The organism is Slackia heliotrinireducens DSM 20476, from assembly GCF_000023885.1.
Taxonomy (GTDB): Bacteria; Actinomycetota; Coriobacteriia; order Coriobacteriales; family Eggerthellaceae; genus Slackia; species Slackia heliotrinireducens.
This window is the reverse complement of sequence record NC_013165.1, coordinates 1,693,212-1,709,120: the sequence shown is the minus strand read 5'-3', so window position 1 is coordinate 1,709,120 and position 15,909 is coordinate 1,693,212. Positions and strand designations below refer to the sequence as shown.

The window sequence follows — 15,909 nt, the reverse complement described above, 5'->3', positions numbered from 1 at the left end:
TCCGTTCGTTACGAGAGCAAGTCAAGAAGCTCTTCTTTGGTCAAGGTGGCAAGCGAGGAGCCTTCGGTGGCGCCTATGATCTGTTCCGCCAGGTCGCGTTTGGCGTCTTGCAGGGCCATGATACGCTCTTCGATGGTGTCTTTGGCTATGATCTTGTGGACGCTGACCACATGGGTCTGCCCGATGCGATGGGCCCTGTCGGTGGCCTGGTTTTGGGCGGCGGCGTTCCACCAGGGGTCCGCATGGATCACCACGCTGGCCCCCGTCAGGTTCAGGCCCGTGCCGCCCGCCTTGAGCGAGATGAGGAACACCGGCGTGTCGTCGGCGTTGAAGCGTTCCACAAGTTCGAGCCGTTTGGCCGACGGCGTGTCGCCAGTGATGGCGAAATGGGCGATGCGCTGTTCGTCCAGCCTGTCCGCAATAATGTCGAGAAAGCTCTTGAACTGGGAGAACACAAGCATCTTCTGGCCGGCGTCCATGCAAGATCCGATTAAATCGGACAAGGCGTCCAGCTTGGCGGCGGGGCCGTTGTATCGGCTTGTCATGAGGTGCGGGTCGCAGCAGATCTGGCGCAGGTGCATGAGCTCGGCCAACACCTCGATCTTCTGCGTTCCATCCTTCATGTCTTCGTCGGTCTGGCTGGCGATCTTCTGACGAAGCATCTGCTCATGGGCGCGATACAGCTCCAGCTGCTTGCCTTCCAGGTGTGCGTAGATGACCGATTCCAGCTTTTCGGGAAGGTCGGTCAGCACATCCTTCTTCAAGCGGCGCAAGATGAACGGCGCCACTGCGGATTGGAGACGTTTGGACACGTTCGTATCGCCGTCGAAGATGGGTTGCTCGTACCGGTCGCGGAACCGCTTGTAGCTGCCGAGCAGGCCCGGCATGAGGAAATCGAAAATGCTCCAGAGCTCGCTCAGGCGGTTTTCGATAGGCGTGCCGGTCAGGGCGAAGCGGTGCAAGGCATCAAGCCGCTTGACCGCGCGTGCGGTGATCGTGGCCTGGTTCTTGATGTACTGGGCTTCGTCGAGCACTTCGCAAAAGAAATGCATGGACTCGTAGTCGCCGATGTCGCGGCGCAGCAGGTCGTAGGAAGTGACCAGCACGTCCGCTCTGCTTGCACGTGCGGCGACCCGCTCCGCAGCCGTGCCGCTTACGGTGACCACGTCCAGCTGCGGTGCGAACCGCTCGAATTCGGCCTTCCAGTTGTAGACCAGCGAAGCCGGGCACACGATGAGCGAAGGTCCCGTGAGCCGCGCTTCGCTTCGGCGGTCCAGAAGAAGAGTGATAAGTTGAAGCGACTTGCCCAGGCCCATCTCGTCTGCCAGGATGCCGCCGAATCCGGCGTCGCACAGGCCCGACAGCCATTGGAAGCCCAGCACCTGGTAAGGACGCAGCGTGGCGTTGAGCCCTATGGGCGGGATGTACTGGTCGGGGTCGATGCCCTTGAAGCCGTCTACCCAGGTGGTGAACGTGGCATCCTTGGCGTCGTCGTCCACAAGCTCGTCCAGCAGGAACGCTTCGTAAACCGGGACCTCCGCTTCGCCCGACGTTATCTGGCGGGATGATAGGCCGAGTTCCTGGATGACCGCGTCCGCCTGGAACAGGTCGAATCCGGACATGTCCAAAAACGAGCCGTCCTTCATACGGTGGTACTTTCGCTCTTCGCGATAGGATGCCAGCACGGCGGCCAGCTCGTTTGCGGGCAGGTCGTCGGCGTGGATGCTCACGTCGATCAGATTCGATTTGATGGACAGCCCCACCGACACCGACGGGCGCCGCTTGGACGCCAGCCTGTCAAAGGCTTCCGTTGTGAACACGTCGCCGAGCTTCTGCAGTTCAAGCACGCCTTCGAATGCGAATCGGGCCATCGCCTCGGAGTTTCCGTCTTCGATGTGGCCGGTGCCGTCGTCGTCGAAGGATGCGATATAGCGCTGCACAGTTTCGCGGGCGCGGGCCTCTGCAGCCAGGTCGCGCACGATATGCGAATCGTGGGGCGCGCTTCTTTCGAACAGGTTGAAGGTGCGCTGCCCGTACAGGGACTTGCACACGGCTTCGACGCCTGAACTGTCGCGGTCCAGGTAGAACTCCAGTTTGCAGGGCGCAGGTCGCAGCGACTCAAGGGTTTCGGGCACGTCGACCTGGGCGATGCGCTCGATTGCCGGAAGCATGATGCCTGTAAAACGGGGGAGGTCGTCTTCGGCTACGAACAGCTGGTTCACGGGGTTCGAATACACGTGCGTGAGGAACCCGGCAACGCTGCGGAACTCGTCGGTGCACTGGAAGAACCTGTTGTTCTGCCATGCGTACATATGCGAACTGCAGTTGACAAAGTTCACCGGGCGGCCGCGGACGATTTCGAATCCGCCGGCACTCAGCTCCTTCAGTTGTATGGATACGTCGGGATTGCCCTGTTCAAGCACGACCTTCGTGGTTTTGGCCCCGCTTTGGGATTCATCCTTGAACATGAACGGCCTACCGTCCGCATGCATCTGCAGAAGCTCGTCGAGCTCGGGTGTGGACAGGTGCAGGTCGCGGGCGATGCGGTTCAAGCCGTATCCCCGGTAGGAGTGGTTCTCGAACGATCGGCGCTGCGATTGGGCCTTCTCCAAAAACTGCAGCACGGCAAGCCCGTAAGGCGTGAAGGAATCCTTCGTGTGGGTGAATCCCAGTTTCTTGCCGTACGCATGGTATTCCCCGTGGCGGCAGTGTTCCAGCAGGTCTGTGATGTCCGAAACCACATACGAGCCTCGGGCACCTTGGATTTTGAATCGGACGTTCCAGTCGCCGAAATAGTGGATCAGCTCCATTTCGAAGGTCACGGTGCCCGTTTCAGGGGCCTCGAGCTGAAGGTCCATGGTCGGTTTCTGCTCGTTTTCATCAAGATAGTCGGCGATGCATGCGGACGTGCGGACGAACCGCAGCGGGTCGTAGCCAGCATACGAGCGCATGTTCCTGTTGAAATCCAGCACCACCGCCAGGCAATGCTTGCAGGGGCCAGGATGGCTCTTCGGTTCGGCATCCGTGCAGGTGCAGGAGTAGCCGACGACCGTGTTTTTGGCCTCGTCGATGGTGACGGTGCTCTCGAAGGGACCGTTCCAATCCGTTTCGGTGTCGACGGCTGCGCGCAGTACTGTAAGCTTTTTGCGATAGGAGACCTGACGGTTGAAGATGGGGTATCCGCGCGCAGCGATGGTCCGTGCTCGATTGAGCACTACCGAGCTGCTTATTCGCTTCAATGCGCTTTCGGTAATCATGAACCATCCTCTCGTACGGAATGCATCGCAAACAACCACTATAACATCTGACGCAAGGGTCGTGCTTGCGAGAAATCGATGACGTATGTCCGCCTGGTGCGGGCCATGCATTCCGTGCTCAAACAGTCCTGACTTTGGCGGAGAATCCAACGGATTCTCCGCGTCGTGCGGAACTCGCGCGGAACGCATGGCCCACACCAGGCTGCGTGGCCACGGGTTCCGAGAGCAAGTGGTCCTGACTTTGTCGGATGTTCCAACGCGATCTCCGCTTGCGCGGAGATCGCGTTGGAACGCGTAAGGCGGCTTCGGGCTGAATGGTTTCTTCTTCCGTGCTAAATGCGTTCTGAGGGGGGCCGCTTTCTTTGTTATTGGCTTCTCGCGGCGACGTGGAAGGGCTTCATTCGTCGTGGTTCGATGGAGCGAAATACGAAAAAGCCCGGATGCGGTGCGGGCATCCGGGCTTGGTAAAACTGATGTAGGCGAAAGGTTTACAGGGGCTCGACGGTGACGGCGGTGCCGCTGGAGGTGACCATGAGCATGCCGTTGTCGGCTCCGAGCACTTCGTAGTCGATGTCCACGCCGACGATTGCGTGGGCGCCCATGGCAGCTGCGCGCTGTTCCATCTCGGCCAGGGCTTCCTGGCGTGCGTTCGTGAGCTCCTGCTCGTAGCCGGTGCTGCGTCCGCCGACAAGGTTGCGGATGCCTGCGCCAAGGTCCTTGAACATGTTCACGCCGGTGATGACCTCGCCGAACACGATGCCGTAATAGCCCGTGATCTTGTAGTCTTCGATTGCGTTCGTGGTGGTGACAATCATGGATGCATCCTTTCTATCGGGGTTTCAAGCGGTCCGCGCGCAAGGCGCCGTCCGCTGCAAGACCGTAATAGAGACGTGCCTAGTCGCGGGACTGCCCGCGGCGCGGCGCCAGCAGGTCGTCGGTGTCAAGCAGGATGGTGAAGGGGCCGTCGTTGACGAGCTCCACCTGCATGTCGGCACCGAAAGATCCGGTGGAGATGGTTTCGATGTCCTGTTTGGCACGCTCGACGAATTGCTGGTACAGCTCGTCTGCCTGGAAAGGTGCGGCGGCATCGGTGAACGAGGGCCGGTTGCCGTTGCGGCAGTTCGCGTACAGGGTGAACTGGCTGACAATCATTACCTCGCCGTTGACGTCCTTCAGCGACAGGTTCGTTTTCCCATCGTCGTCGGCGAAGATGCGCAACTTGAGGATTTTCTCCCAAAGCTTGTTGCCCAGTTCGGGAGTGTCGTCGTTGCCGATGCCCAGCAGGATGACGTAGCCCCGCCCGATGTCTTTGCCTGCCATGCCGTCGATTGTTATGCTTGCGCGGGTAACGCGCTGTATGACTGCTCTCATGATGCTCCTTGTGTAAAATGACGCTTACGCCATATTACTATTTCCAAGGGCGTGGAGGTCCGAAATGATATTGAAAGCAGCTCTTTTCGACAATGACGGCACGCTGGTTGACTCCGAGGAACTCATTCTTTCCAGTTTCAGGTACGCCACGAAGTCGGTGCTGGGCGAGGCTTTGCCCGACGAGGTGCTTAGGCGCAAGGTGGGCCAGCCCTTAAGGACCCAGATGGCCGATTTCACGCCCGATGTCGACAAGCGGGAGGAGCTGTTCCGCGTCTACCAGGAATTCAACGCTCGGGAACATGACCGCATGATTCGGTTGTTTCCCGACGTTGCGAATACGCTCGGCACCATGCTGCAGCGCGGTTTGCGGCTGGGCGTGGTCACATCGAAGCTTTCGGAGAACTGCTTGCAGAATCTGAGCCATCTAGGAATCGACGGGTACTTCGAATGCATCGTGGCGCCGGACAACTGCCCGTTGCATAAGCCGGACCCAGGTCCTGTGCTGGAGGGCGCGAAGCTGCTCGGCGCGCGACCTGAGCAATGTGTCTATGTGGGCGACAGCCCCTACGACATCGCCGCAGGCCGTGATGCGGGCTGCACTACCATCGCGGTTACATACGGCGTTTTCTCACGCGAAGACCTTAAGCCCGAACGGCCCGACTACTTCTGCGATTCGTTCGCCGAGCTGCTTTCGGTGCTCGACGGGATTGTGCGGCGCGGCTAGTTCCAGGGGTCTTGCTGGAACAGCGGCTCGGGGGTTGCGGGACGGTCGGAATACGGATCGTACCCGTCGTCGTCTTCGTTTTCAGGGCGGCGGAACTGCTCGTCGGGTTTGCCTGGGGCTGGTGCGTCGGCCGGCTGCTCCTCGGGTTCGTCCGGCTGGGTTTCATCAAGATAAGGCCGTGTGTAGGCGATGGGCGCCACGGTTACGTTGCCGCAGTAGGTGAAGGCCCATGGGCGCTCCAATCCCACCTTAGATGTGATCATGGTCACCGTTTCGTCGGCTTTGATGCATGGCGAAGCCGCTTTGCCGGTTTCTGCCGAGTATCCGCTGGGGCAGTCGGCGGCGATGACGGCGGTTCCGGATTCGCGGCATGCGCACGCTTCTTCAATCCATCGGGCGAAGGGTTCCTTGACGGAGTCGCCCGAAAAACCGGTGCCGAGGATGGCGTCTATTATGACGTCGGCGGCCTTCAACTCGGCCGCAACCGCGTCGGCTTCGGGGGCGATCAGGATTCGGCAAGATTCCGGCAAGGCCTGCATAAGCTTTTGTGCAGCTGATTTTGCGGGTTCGGCACGAAGTTCGTCGGCGGATCTGGGGGTTATAAGCACCACGTCATGGCCTGCTTCGGCCAGCCAGCCGGCGGCGACCCAACCGTCGCCTCCGTTGTTGCCCGTCCCGCACAAAACGGCAATGCGGCCTTCCGGATGCAGCGTGTGGGTGTAAAACGCCAGGAATCCGCCGGCCCGGTCCATAAGCTCGGCCAAAGACGTTCCGTCTGCGGCGATAGCCTGTTCGAGCGCGACGACCTCAGGCACATGAAGCGCCACGTGACGGGGCGCTTCAAGGTGGTCCAGAATGACCTGGTAGGCGGCCGTCAAGGTCTCGGTATCCATAGCCGCATTGGCGGGGCTGGTCGAGGGCAGCTGGACTGCGGGTATGCCCGTTTGGGATTCGCAGTAGCGGCGGTAAAGCTCGGCGGATTTGGCTCCGGTGCAGAACACGGCCTCGATGGGTGCTGCCGAGGTGATGCGCGTCAGGTCGTTCGGCTTCGCGTTTTTGATGCTCGCGTCGGAAGCTCCTTCGATGTCGCAGGATGCCAGCACGTCCCAAAGCGCGATGCCGTGGCGCAGCAGCAGGTCGCGTTTGCGCTGGTTTGTTGCAGGCACCGGCTCATGGAACAGGCTGGCGAGCACCGTCCAGAAGCGGTTGCGCGGATGCCCGTAGAAGAAGCCTTCCTCACGGGATTTGGGGGAGGGCATGGTTCCCAGTATAAGGACGCGCGAATGCCGGTCGAACACGGGCTCGATTTCGTGGACGATATGTTCGGACGATGCTGTCATGATGTGCTCCTATCGGTTGCGGTTCCGTTCCATATTACGTGCTCATGTGCGATTGCGGAAGAAGGTTTTCGCAAGGTTCCGTTCAGGTTGGATTCGAATGCAGGTCAGGCAAATATCAGGTTTCGGCAAGGGTCAGGTTCTCGGCGATTCGGGCTTGCGTCTGGGGGATAATAGGGGTAGACGAAACGGACCGAAAGGCAGGAAATGTTAGACGAGCTCCACGTGCAGAACGTTGCGTTAATCGAAGATGCCGTGTTCAGCCCTTGCGATGGGCTGACCGTTGTGACGGGCGAGACCGGCGCCGGCAAGACGGCGCTGCTATCCGCCATCAAGCTGCTGGTGGGGGAGCGCGCCGACTCGTCGGCCGTCCGCGACGGGTCGGATGCGGCTAGGGTCGAAGGCAGGTTCTTCGTCGGCGACGAGGAAGTGGTTGCTGAGCGTCGGCTGACGTCTGACGGCCGCAGCCGCGGCACGATCAACGGCGACATGGCCACGGTGAAGATGCTTGCGGCAACCCTGGGATCGACGGTTGACCTGTGCGGCCAGCACGAACACCAGCACCTGCTGAAGCCTGCGAACCACGCCGTCATGCTGGACGCCTGGGCGAAAGACGAAGCCGAGCTAGCCGCGTACCGAAAGGCGCTCGCGGCTGCGAAAGAGGCACAGGAGCATTTGGAATCTGTGCGTCAGGCCGGCAAGGCCTCGTCGGCGATGCTTGAGGAGGCGCGTTTCGTGCTGGCCCGCATCGACGAGGTGGATCCCCGCGAGGGCGAGTATGAGGAGATCGAGGAACGGCTTCCGCGTGTCGAGCATGCCGAGGAGCTGGCATCTTCGGCCGATCAGGCATACCGCTGCATCTCTGCCGACGGGGCGGCGTTGGAGCTTGTGCGCGAAGCTGCGGCGCTGCTTGACGACATGGCAGAATACGACGAGTCGCTGCGGTCGAGCGCCGGGTCCTTGCAGGAGGCGTCCTATCTTCTTGAGGACGTGGCGAGGGACGTGCGCCGGTATCGGGACGGAGTGGACAGGGACCCAGAACTACTGCAGCAGCTGCAGGAACGCATGGGTGCCTTCCACGGGTTGATTCGCCTGTGGGGACCGCGCATGGAGGACGTGCTGGCCAAGCGTGCCGAAGCGGCCGAGATCGTGGCTGGCGTGGATGATTCCCACAACCGTCTGAAGGAGGCTGAACAGGCTGTTGAGGTGGCTGAAGCGCAACTACGGGAAGCTGCCGAAGCTTTGGATAAGGCCCGCAACGCTGCCGCGCCGAACTTTTCGAAAGCCGTGAACGTCCAGCTCGGACGTTTGAAGATGGGCGGTGCCGAAGTGGTATGCCAGGTGGCTCCGCTCGAGCGTTCGAAATGGACGGCATCTGGTCCGTCAAGCGTGGAGTTCATGTACCGGGCATCTGAGGGGATGACGCTGCGTCCGTTGGCGCGCATCGCTTCCGGCGGTGAGATTAGCCGCGTCATGTTGGCATGCAAGGTGGTCCTGGGCGAGGTGGATGCTCGCGATACGCTGGTGTTCGACGAGGTGGACGCTGGCGTCGGCGGATCCGTTGCCGTGTCGTTGGCCGATGTGCTTGCCGACCTTGCGAAAACGCACCAAGTCATCGTCGTGACGCACCTTCCTCAGGTGGCTGTTCGCGCCGATCGGCATTTCGTGGTCAGCAAGTCGCAGAACGCCGACGGTATGAATGTCACCTTGTTAGATGTGGTTGAAGGCGACGATCGGGTGTTCGAGGTTGCGCGCATGCTGGCAGGCGATACCAGCGCGGCGTCCTTGGCCCATGCTCGCGAGCTTTTGGCTGACTAGCAAAGGGATATTCAAACTGGCTGGAAGGAAACTTCGAACGAAGGCTTCGATACGCGCGGCAGGTCTATCGAGAAGATGATGCGTGGGGCTTTATGGCCTGCAGCTTGGACTCGTACGTGAAAGAGCAACGGTGCTTTTTGAAGGCAAGAGCAATGGTGGTTCTATAAAAGATGAGGTCCGGCGAAGTGCCGGACCTCATACAAGGAGGGGATCAAGCGGCATTGTGTGCCGCTTCTGCTTGGGAAAGCAGATACGCGGTAGTTTTTTTGGAGGGAGGGATTCCGCGTACAGCGTAATTGTAGCAACTTCGTTTCAAGAACGTATGGTGTGCCTGTGTTGGTATCGTGAAGCAAAGCTGTACTAAATTGCGGACACGTACTTTTGACAAGGGAATTTAACCAAGGCTTACATTTGCCTTTGACATATGAATGCAATTGCATACGCATAACGGCTTGGATGCGCTTCTTGGGAGAAGACGTTTCCTTGGGGATTCGGGCGGCATCAAAAGGATATACTATGTGACACACGCGGCGAATTCACGTTGGCCGCAAAGCGGATTCTAATGACGAATGGAGGGCCTGTATGGCCGATATTCAATTGCGATTCCATAAAGACATGCTGGTCATGAGCGCACCTATTGATTACGCGTTGACTCGCCAGGGCGTCGATCTGGACAATGACGCCGAGTTCGTGAGCCTTTTCGAAGGGGACACCGTCCACGACGCGCTTTCGATGGAGCAGCTTGCCGGTGCGGCGTGCCTGGTCACGAACACCGAAGGCATCTGCAAGGCGCGCTTGGCGCACAAGCGCATGGAACTCCATGCTCAGGAGATTGCCGATAGCGCCATTGAGGCCGCACAGGAATGCACGCCTCAGCACATCGTTTTCGAAATCGGTCCATGCGGGTTGCCTTTGGACCCCGAAAGCGGCGCCTCCCGCAAGCAGAGCCGAAAGCAGTACGCCGACGCGGCTTCTTTGGTCGCCGGGGCCGAGATAGACGGCGTGTTCCTCAACGGAATGCGCACCGCGGCGGATATGCAGTGCGCCATCGCGGGCGTGCGCGACGCGACCGACATGCCGCTGTTCGCATCTGTCACGCTGGACGCCGACGGGTTCTTCGACGGCATGCCCGCACATGAGGCCGTAAGCTGTATGGAGGGCGCCGATGTCGTGGGCATACGAACAGCTGCGGACACGGACGCCGTTGCTGCCATAGTCGCGAAGATGGCGCAAGAAATCGACAAGCCCATCCTGGTGCAGGTTGAAATCAAGCAGGCTACCGAAGCAGAGAAGCGCCGCGCCACGTTGGGGCCGCTGCCAGACAACCCGTACCCCACGCCCGACCACCTGGCCCAGGCTGCCGTGCAGTACTTCAAGGCGGGAGCGCAGTTTCTGCGTGCTGTTGGCGAAGCGACCCCGGCCTACACGGGCGCCCTCGCGGCGGTGTGCTACGGCTTGGACGCGCGAAGGTAGACGGTATGGCGCTGTTGGAACGAAGCGAAGCCTACGGACAGCTTCAGATCGTGGTCGATCACCTGTATAAGAACGCGGAGGAAGTCCGCCGTATTGACGTTATCATCGCGGCGGAGTCCTTCGATATCCATCCGGACCTGCTGGCCGTTGTCGAGCGGCTGCCTCCGGGAGTGTATACACGCATCATGCTGGTGACGCAGCTCAACTCGACCATTGCGGGACACGGTTGGGGTTACGTGTACGGCACGGTCGAATAACGATTGGAAAAACGGATTCAAAACGACGGCCGCATGCGCTAGGCGCGCGTTCGGCCGTCGTTTTCGGTTTTGGGACGAGCTTGCACAGCTGGGTCTTCGATGGTGCCGTGGGCTGCATCCGATTCTGTTGGCTCTGCGAACTTAGTCGAAACCGCCTTTAATTTTCATGCAACGCGAATAGAATGGTGCGTCGGACTGCAAAAGGCACTGTAGAAGAAGGTGACCGCGCCAAGGCGCATCGATACCATGAGAAATCACTACGAACGCGTGATCACGTTCTGCTGCTTCCTTTTCGTTCTGATTAACATCGGATTCCCCAGCACATCCTTCAACGTGTACCAACCCTATGTAGTCGAACTCGTGGGCGACACCGCAGGATCGATGATCCTTGCGGCGCGTACGCTGGTGTCCATGGTGGCCGTCATGTTCGTCGACCGCTGGTACTCGTTGCTCAACTGCCGGGTCGGCATCTTCTTGGGCACCCTCTGCACCATGGCTGGCTTCATCGTGTACGGGTTCGCCCACTCGTTCGTCATGTTCCTCGTGGGCGCCATGATATCCGGGCTTGGATACGCCCTGGGCGGCATGGTGGGCGCAACGCTTTTGACCAACCGCTGGTATCGCTCGGGTATCGGAAACGCCCTGGGCATCAATGCGGTCGGTAGCGGCGTGGCGGGCATCGTGGTGCCGCTGCTTGCCGTGCCGGTGATCCACGATGTATCGCTGTCCGCGGCGTTCTTCGGAGAGGCTGCCTTCGCCGGTTGCGGAGCGCTGGTCATTCTGGCACTCTTGCGGAACTATCCGGCCGACATGGGCTTGGAGCCGTATTCGGATGAAGGGGAGAACGTTGCGAACCCACGGCCTTCCCATCACACGGGAATGGGCGCCTCCCTCACCAAAACGGAGCGGTTCCTCCTGGTTATGGCCATGCTTTTCGTCGGTGTTGTGGCCGTAGGCTCGCCCGCCTACATTTCGGTCCTTTACAACGGCGAAGGCTTCAACCCGCATTTCGTGGCTATGCTGCTGTCGTTTGTGGGCGTCAGCCTGACCGCAGGTAAATACCTGTCGGGCAGGCTCATGGACACTTTGGGAACATACCGATCCTCGCGCATCCTGTTCGGCTTCAGCATCATAGGCCTTCTCACGTGCTGCATGGCTCCGCTGGGGCTCAAGGCTCTGGCGCTTTTGAGCGTCGTGTTCTACGGATTCGGGCTAACCCTTGGATCTGTGGGCATCAGCATCTGGTCCATCGAGATGGCCGACCCGAAGAACTACGCGCGCTCGGTCAAAAATTTCCAGGTGGCGTATTCGGCGGGAGGTTTCGTCGCGAATCTGTTCCCAGGTGTCTTGTGCGACATCTTCGGAACTTATGTCGTGTCGTACGGCATCTTCCTGGTGCTTGCGGTGGCCGCATCCGTCATCGTGCTGAGCACCTACGTACGCCATCGCAGCGTTCCTGCCTAGACCGCCGCGGCTTAGGGGAACTGCGGTACAATAAGCGGGCTCATCGGCGCTTGCGCGCCACCGAACACGAAAGGATACCCATGTCTCAATACGATTACCTTGTCGTCGGTGCAGGCCTGACGGGTGCCGTATTCGCCAATGCTGCGCGTCGGGCTGGCAAAACCTGCCTGGTCATCGATCGTCGCAACCATATTGCCGGCAATGTGTACACGAAAGAGACCGAAGGCATCAACGTCCACGTCTACGGAGCCCATATCTTCCATACGTCTCTCAAGGACGTGTGGGAATACGTCAACCGGTTCGCGGAGTTCAACAACTACGTGAACAGCCCCGTTGCCCTGTACAAGGGGCAGACGTACAACATGCCTTTCAACATGAACACGTTCTCGAAGATGTGGGGCGTGGTCACGCCGGCCGAAGCGCGCGCCAAGATAGACGAGCAGATTGCTGCCGAAGGCATCGGCGAGCCCGAGAACCTTGAGGAGCAGGCGCTTTCCCTCGTGGGACGCGACATCTTCGAGCGCCTGGTCAAGGGCTACACCGAGAAGCAGTGGGGTCGCGACTGCAAAGACCTCCCGGCTTCCATCATCAAGCGTCTCCCGTGCCGTTTCACCTACGACAACAACTACTTCAACGACCGGTTCCAGGGCATCCCTATGGGCGGCTACACGGCCATGGTCGAGCGCATGCTGGAAGGAGTGGACATCCGGCTGAACACCGAGTACCGCGACCTGATCGCTGCGGAACCGGACATCGCCGACCGTATCATCTATTGTGGTCCCATCGACGATTTTTACGACTTTAAACTGGGCAAACTGGAGTACCGGTCACTTCGCTTCGAAAGCGAGGTGCTCGACGAGGAAAACCACCAGGGTGTGGCCGTGGTGAACTACACAGAGCGCGAGGTGCCTTGGACCCGCATTATCGAACATAAGCATTTCGAGTTCGGCACCCAGCCCAAGACCGTCATCACCCGCGAGTATCCGTCGGATTGGAAGCCTGGCGACGAGCCTTACTATCCCGTGAACGACGCACGCAACGAAGCGCTGTACAAGCAGTATGCGGAGCTTGCGGAAGGCGAGGGTCGCGTGGTGTTTGCGGGCCGTCTGGGCGGATACAAGTACTACGACATGGACAAGGCTATCGCCGCTGCCTTCGAACTGGTGCGGGCGGAGCTGAAAATCGAGCCGTAAAGCCCCACTCGTATAAACTTCGGGGTATAACGCGGTACAGCGCGTGCTGTTTGGGTATAATTGAATTGTCTATGAACCTGACGAAAGGAGCTTCCATGGCTTTCAATAACGTACTTGTTCCTTACGACGGATCCGATCACTCCAAGAAGGCGCTCTCCACCGCCGTCGAGCTGGTTGCCGCGCTTCCCGATGCCAAGCTCACGGCGCTTACGGTGGTTCCGGCCTACCGCGTCGAAACCGCGGGCAGCTTCCACGACGTGGAAACCCAGGGCGGCGTTCCGGCCGGCATCGTCGAGTACGACCAGTACAAGCAAGCCGTCCAGCTCGTTCTTGACAAGGCCAAGGCCGAGCAGGTAGAAAGCATCGGCGACATCATGGCTCCTCTGGGCGAGCGCGCCATCGTCGATGCCGTTGCGGAATCCTCCGTCGTCGAGGGCATCGTCGAATACGCCGAGAAGCACGAGGTGGACCTCATCGTCATGGGCCGTCGCGGCCTTGGCGCCATTCGTGCCATGCTTGGCAGCGTGAGCTACGGCGTTCTGCACTCCACCGACATCTCCGTCATGACGGTGAAGTAAACCTCATCAAATAAGGTTTCCAAAAGCGGCGAGGATTCACCTCGTCGCTTTTTGTATGGTGGCTTCGCGTTGCGTGCCGGAATTCTGAGGTGTGAAATTACTGGTTCGGCAGGCGACCCTGGACGCATGTTCTTCCGAAAATAATATAATCATGTTCACGCAACGAAAGGAGATGCTTGATGGTCGAGCACGGTGAACGCATAGCATTCTTTCTCTGCAAGCGCTTGAACGTGAACATGGGTGGTTTGACCCACGCCACCCTGAACAGGGCAAGGGTGTTCGCGAACCATGGCATTCGTGTCGTGGTTCTGACCATGGATTTCAATCCGGAATACCCCAACATCTACGAAGCCCTGAGGGCTAGGCACGGTCTGCCCGAAAACGCGACGTTTCTGAATATCCACGAGTTTCTTTCGGGGGAGCACTACGGGGTCGAAGGTGTCGAAACGACCGAAATGATCGCCGGTATGGAAGTCACCCAATTCAAGGCGGAATGCGGGCTCTCGAAGCGCATTGCGCGCAAGCCCGACGAGGTGCCTTTCGACGAGCGATACTATGATTCGAACGGTCTGATGTACCTGGCCCGCAGGTATGACAAAGACAAAAAGGATTATTTCTGCATCGTCACGGCAAACGGTGAGCGCCGCGTGTATCCGTCCCTTCTGTCCTTGCGTCAGCATTTCATATCCGTCTTGCATGCGAAGTATCCCGACGCGTATTTCATCCTGGACAGCCGTTTCCATGAAGGGGTTTTCTCCGACAATCCCTTCGACATGTCGATCAAGAAGGCGGCCGTGTTCCATGCGAGCCATGTCCGTTCGCCAATGGAAATCGATTCGCCGCTTGAGGACCTTTCGCACAGGATTGTGACGCATCATGAGCAGTTCGACGCGTTGGTGTTTCTGACCGAGCGGCAGCGGTCGTATTTCCAAAACCGCTACGGCCATCGTGACGGCACGTTCATCATCAAACACCCTATCGTGGAGCCTGAGCTGAAGCCCAAGGACTCAAACGGCAAGCGTGCCGTGATGGTGACCCGGCTGGTGGATACCAAGCAGGTCGATCAGGCCATCGAGGCAGTGGCCCTGGCGGCGAAGTCCATCGAGGGCCTGACACTGGACGTGTATGGCGAAGGTGCCCAGATGGCGTATCTGAAGGACATGGCCATACAGTGCGGCGTCGCCGACATCGTCAACTTCCGCGGATACGTGGAGCATGCCTCCGAGATCGTAGCGGACTACGACGTGTCGCTGCTCACGTCGAGCACCGAGGCGCTGTGCCTGGCCATTCCCGAAAGCCTTGTGGCCGGCACGCCTGTTATCGCGTACGACTGCAAGTTCGGACCCGCCGAGCTCATTCAGGACGGCGTGAACGGACGGTTGGTGCCGCTGAACAATGTGAACGCCTTGGCACGTGCCATCGTGGAAGTGCTGGGCAACGACGAGCTTCTGGCTGAAATGTCGCAGCATGCCCTTGAGACCCGCGGTCTGTTTACCGACGACGCGATCATGGAACGTTGGGAAGAAGTCCTGGCCTGGATGGATGCCCGCGAGGCGTCGTATGCCGACAGGTTCTTAGAGCGCACGGCCTATGTGGAATGGTGGGAAGCCTCTGCTTGCGTGGCGCAGCTCAACGAGGCCGGCGATTTCAATATCCGCTTCGAGCTCGACAGCAGGATTGTGGCCGACTGCCTGGAGTCGGAGCCCGAGGTGTGCGTGTACTCAAGGGATTTCGCCATGTACCCGCGGCTCGGCAACACGCTCAAACTCAATCCTGTGAACGGGACGAACATATTCGAGGTCGTGCTCACGCCAGAGCAGCTGCAAGGGCTCATCGACCATGATAAGCCCCTGGCGCTCAGCGTCCACGTGGGCACGCATGTGCACATGTTAGAGGCGAACCATGCGGTCACACACCTCACGCGCCTTGCGTTCAGAAGTGTGATCAGCACCACTGCGGCGAAGTCGGCGCTCAAGCGGGTGTTGGCGAAAACCCGTTGGGCGAAATGCTTCGACGGGCAGAAGCCTTGGCCCGAAATGACCTTGGCCACCGAGCCCGCACCCGACGTGAATCTGCACGACGTGGCGTCGGTCCTCGCCAGCAAGAAGTTTACCGTGTGCGGCAAGGCCGTCTTCGAGCACGGCACCTTCGAACATGCGCGCATCGTATTGGTTGCCGAAGGGGAGCATGCCAGGCTCGAGCGGGAGGTTTGCCCCGACAGCACCGGTGATTGGAAGATCGAGGTGGATGCAAACGATTTCTCGAAATCGACGGGGAATTGGAAGTTGAAGCTGCTGACGTACTACGACACCGAACAGCGCGAGACAACCAAGCTCAAGGGGCTGTCCGTCAACAAGGTGGGCCCTGCGCACTTGCTGTCACACCAGGGAAAACGGCTTGTCGTACGGTAAGCCGACCGAAAAGAACAGGGGTGAGG

Annotated in this window: 12 protein-coding genes; 8 read left to right on the top strand and 4 right to left on the bottom strand. The window is 59.5% G+C overall.

Translation table 11 applies throughout. From position 1 onward, the window contains the following. Window positions 1–8: 8 nt before the first annotated feature. From SHEL_RS07280 to dtd, 3 genes are all read right to left on the bottom strand, one after another. A complete protein-coding gene (locus tag SHEL_RS07280; RefSeq protein ID WP_012798608.1) occupies window positions 9–3,257 on the bottom strand; it encodes a DEAD/DEAH box helicase in 3,249 nt (1,082 codons plus the stop codon). Between the two features lie 488 nt (window positions 3,258–3,745). Further along, complete coding sequence (locus SHEL_RS07275; protein ID WP_012798607.1) at window positions 3,746–4,072, bottom strand: putative heavy metal-binding protein; 327 nt, start codon at window positions 4,070–4,072, stop codon at window positions 3,746–3,748. A 79-nt stretch (window positions 4,073–4,151) separates the two neighbouring features. Further along, on the bottom strand, window positions 4,152–4,628 hold the full coding sequence (gene dtd / locus SHEL_RS07270) for a D-aminoacyl-tRNA deacylase (RefSeq protein WP_012798606.1): 477 nt from the start codon (window positions 4,626–4,628) through the stop codon (window positions 4,152–4,154). Between the two features lie 64 nt (window positions 4,629–4,692). Between dtd and SHEL_RS07265 the strand changes: the two genes are divergently transcribed. After that, a complete protein-coding gene (locus SHEL_RS07265; RefSeq protein WP_012798605.1) occupies window positions 4,693–5,352 on the top strand; it encodes an HAD family hydrolase in 660 nt (219 codons plus the stop codon). On the opposite strand, the gene SHEL_RS14865 is transcribed toward SHEL_RS07265, so the two are convergent. Continuing rightward, a complete protein-coding gene (locus tag SHEL_RS14865; RefSeq protein ID WP_012798604.1) occupies window positions 5,349–6,692 on the bottom strand; it encodes a DNA-deoxyinosine glycosylase in 1,344 nt (447 codons plus the stop codon). The two genes, SHEL_RS07265 and SHEL_RS14865, sit on opposite strands and share 4 nt — an antisense overlap. Before the next feature lie 204 nt (window positions 6,693–6,896). On the opposite strand from SHEL_RS14865, the gene recN reads away from it, so the two are divergent. The 7 genes from recN to SHEL_RS07225 all read left to right on the top strand — a co-directional run bounded on the left by recN (window position 6,897) and on the right by SHEL_RS07225 (window position 15,883). Beyond that, entirely contained in the window at window positions 6,897–8,507 is a 1,611-nt protein-coding gene (gene recN / locus SHEL_RS07255; RefSeq protein WP_012798603.1) for a DNA repair protein RecN, read from the top strand. A gap of 582 nt (window positions 8,508–9,089) precedes the next feature. Beyond that, complete coding sequence (locus SHEL_RS07250) at window positions 9,090–9,980, top strand: homocysteine S-methyltransferase family protein (RefSeq protein WP_012798602.1); 891 nt, start codon at window positions 9,090–9,092, stop codon at window positions 9,978–9,980. 5 nt (window positions 9,981–9,985) lie between these two features. Then, window positions 9,986–10,237: a hypothetical protein gene (locus SHEL_RS07245; RefSeq protein ID WP_012798601.1), complete on the top strand. Its 252-nt coding sequence runs from the start codon at window positions 9,986–9,988 to the stop codon at window positions 10,235–10,237. Between the two features lie 246 nt (window positions 10,238–10,483). Further along, entirely contained in the window at window positions 10,484–11,701 is a 1,218-nt protein-coding gene (locus SHEL_RS07240; RefSeq protein ID WP_041422516.1) for an MFS transporter, read from the top strand. Between the two features lie 80 nt (window positions 11,702–11,781). Then, the gene (gene glf / locus SHEL_RS07235; RefSeq protein WP_012798599.1) at window positions 11,782–12,894 is read left to right on the top strand and encodes a UDP-galactopyranose mutase; all 1,113 of its coding nucleotides are present in this window, start codon (window positions 11,782–11,784) and stop codon (window positions 12,892–12,894) included. Window positions 12,895–12,989: 95 nt separating this feature from the next. Further along, window positions 12,990–13,472 (top strand): universal stress protein, encoded by a 483-nt coding sequence (locus tag SHEL_RS07230; RefSeq protein WP_012798598.1) that lies wholly within the window; start codon window positions 12,990–12,992, stop codon window positions 13,470–13,472. A 179-nt stretch (window positions 13,473–13,651) separates the two neighbouring features. Next, window positions 13,652–15,883: a glycosyltransferase gene (locus tag SHEL_RS07225; protein WP_012798597.1), complete on the top strand. Its 2,232-nt coding sequence runs from the start codon at window positions 13,652–13,654 to the stop codon at window positions 15,881–15,883. Window positions 15,884–15,909: the final 26 nt, after the last annotated feature.

Coding starts and splice junctions, on each gene's coding strand:
- SHEL_RS07225 (WP_012798597.1), top strand. CDS start 13,652: ATGGTCGAGCACGGTGAACGCATAGCATTCTTTCTCTGCAAGCGCTTG.
- recN (WP_012798603.1), top strand. CDS start 6,897: ATGTTAGACGAGCTCCACGTGCAGAACGTTGCGTTAATCGAAGATGCC.
- SHEL_RS07230 (WP_012798598.1), top strand. CDS start 12,990: ATGGCTTTCAATAACGTACTTGTTCCTTACGACGGATCCGATCACTCC.
- SHEL_RS07250 (WP_012798602.1), top strand. CDS start 9,090: ATGGCCGATATTCAATTGCGATTCCATAAAGACATGCTGGTCATGAGC.
- SHEL_RS07275 (WP_012798607.1), bottom strand. CDS start 4,072: ATGATTGTCACCACCACGAACGCAATCGAAGACTACAAGATCACGGGC.
- SHEL_RS14865 (WP_012798604.1), bottom strand. CDS start 6,692: ATGACAGCATCGTCCGAACATATCGTCCACGAAATCGAGCCCGTGTTC.
- SHEL_RS07280 (WP_012798608.1), bottom strand. CDS start 3,257: ATGATTACCGAAAGCGCATTGAAGCGAATAAGCAGCTCGGTAGTGCTC.
- dtd (WP_012798606.1), bottom strand. CDS start 4,628: ATGAGAGCAGTCATACAGCGCGTTACCCGCGCAAGCATAACAATCGAC.
- glf (WP_012798599.1), top strand. CDS start 11,782: ATGTCTCAATACGATTACCTTGTCGTCGGTGCAGGCCTGACGGGTGCC.
- SHEL_RS07245 (WP_012798601.1), top strand. CDS start 9,986: ATGGCGCTGTTGGAACGAAGCGAAGCCTACGGACAGCTTCAGATCGTG.
- SHEL_RS07265 (WP_012798605.1), top strand. CDS start 4,693: ATGATATTGAAAGCAGCTCTTTTCGACAATGACGGCACGCTGGTTGAC.
- SHEL_RS07240 (WP_041422516.1), top strand. CDS start 10,484: ATGAGAAATCACTACGAACGCGTGATCACGTTCTGCTGCTTCCTTTTC.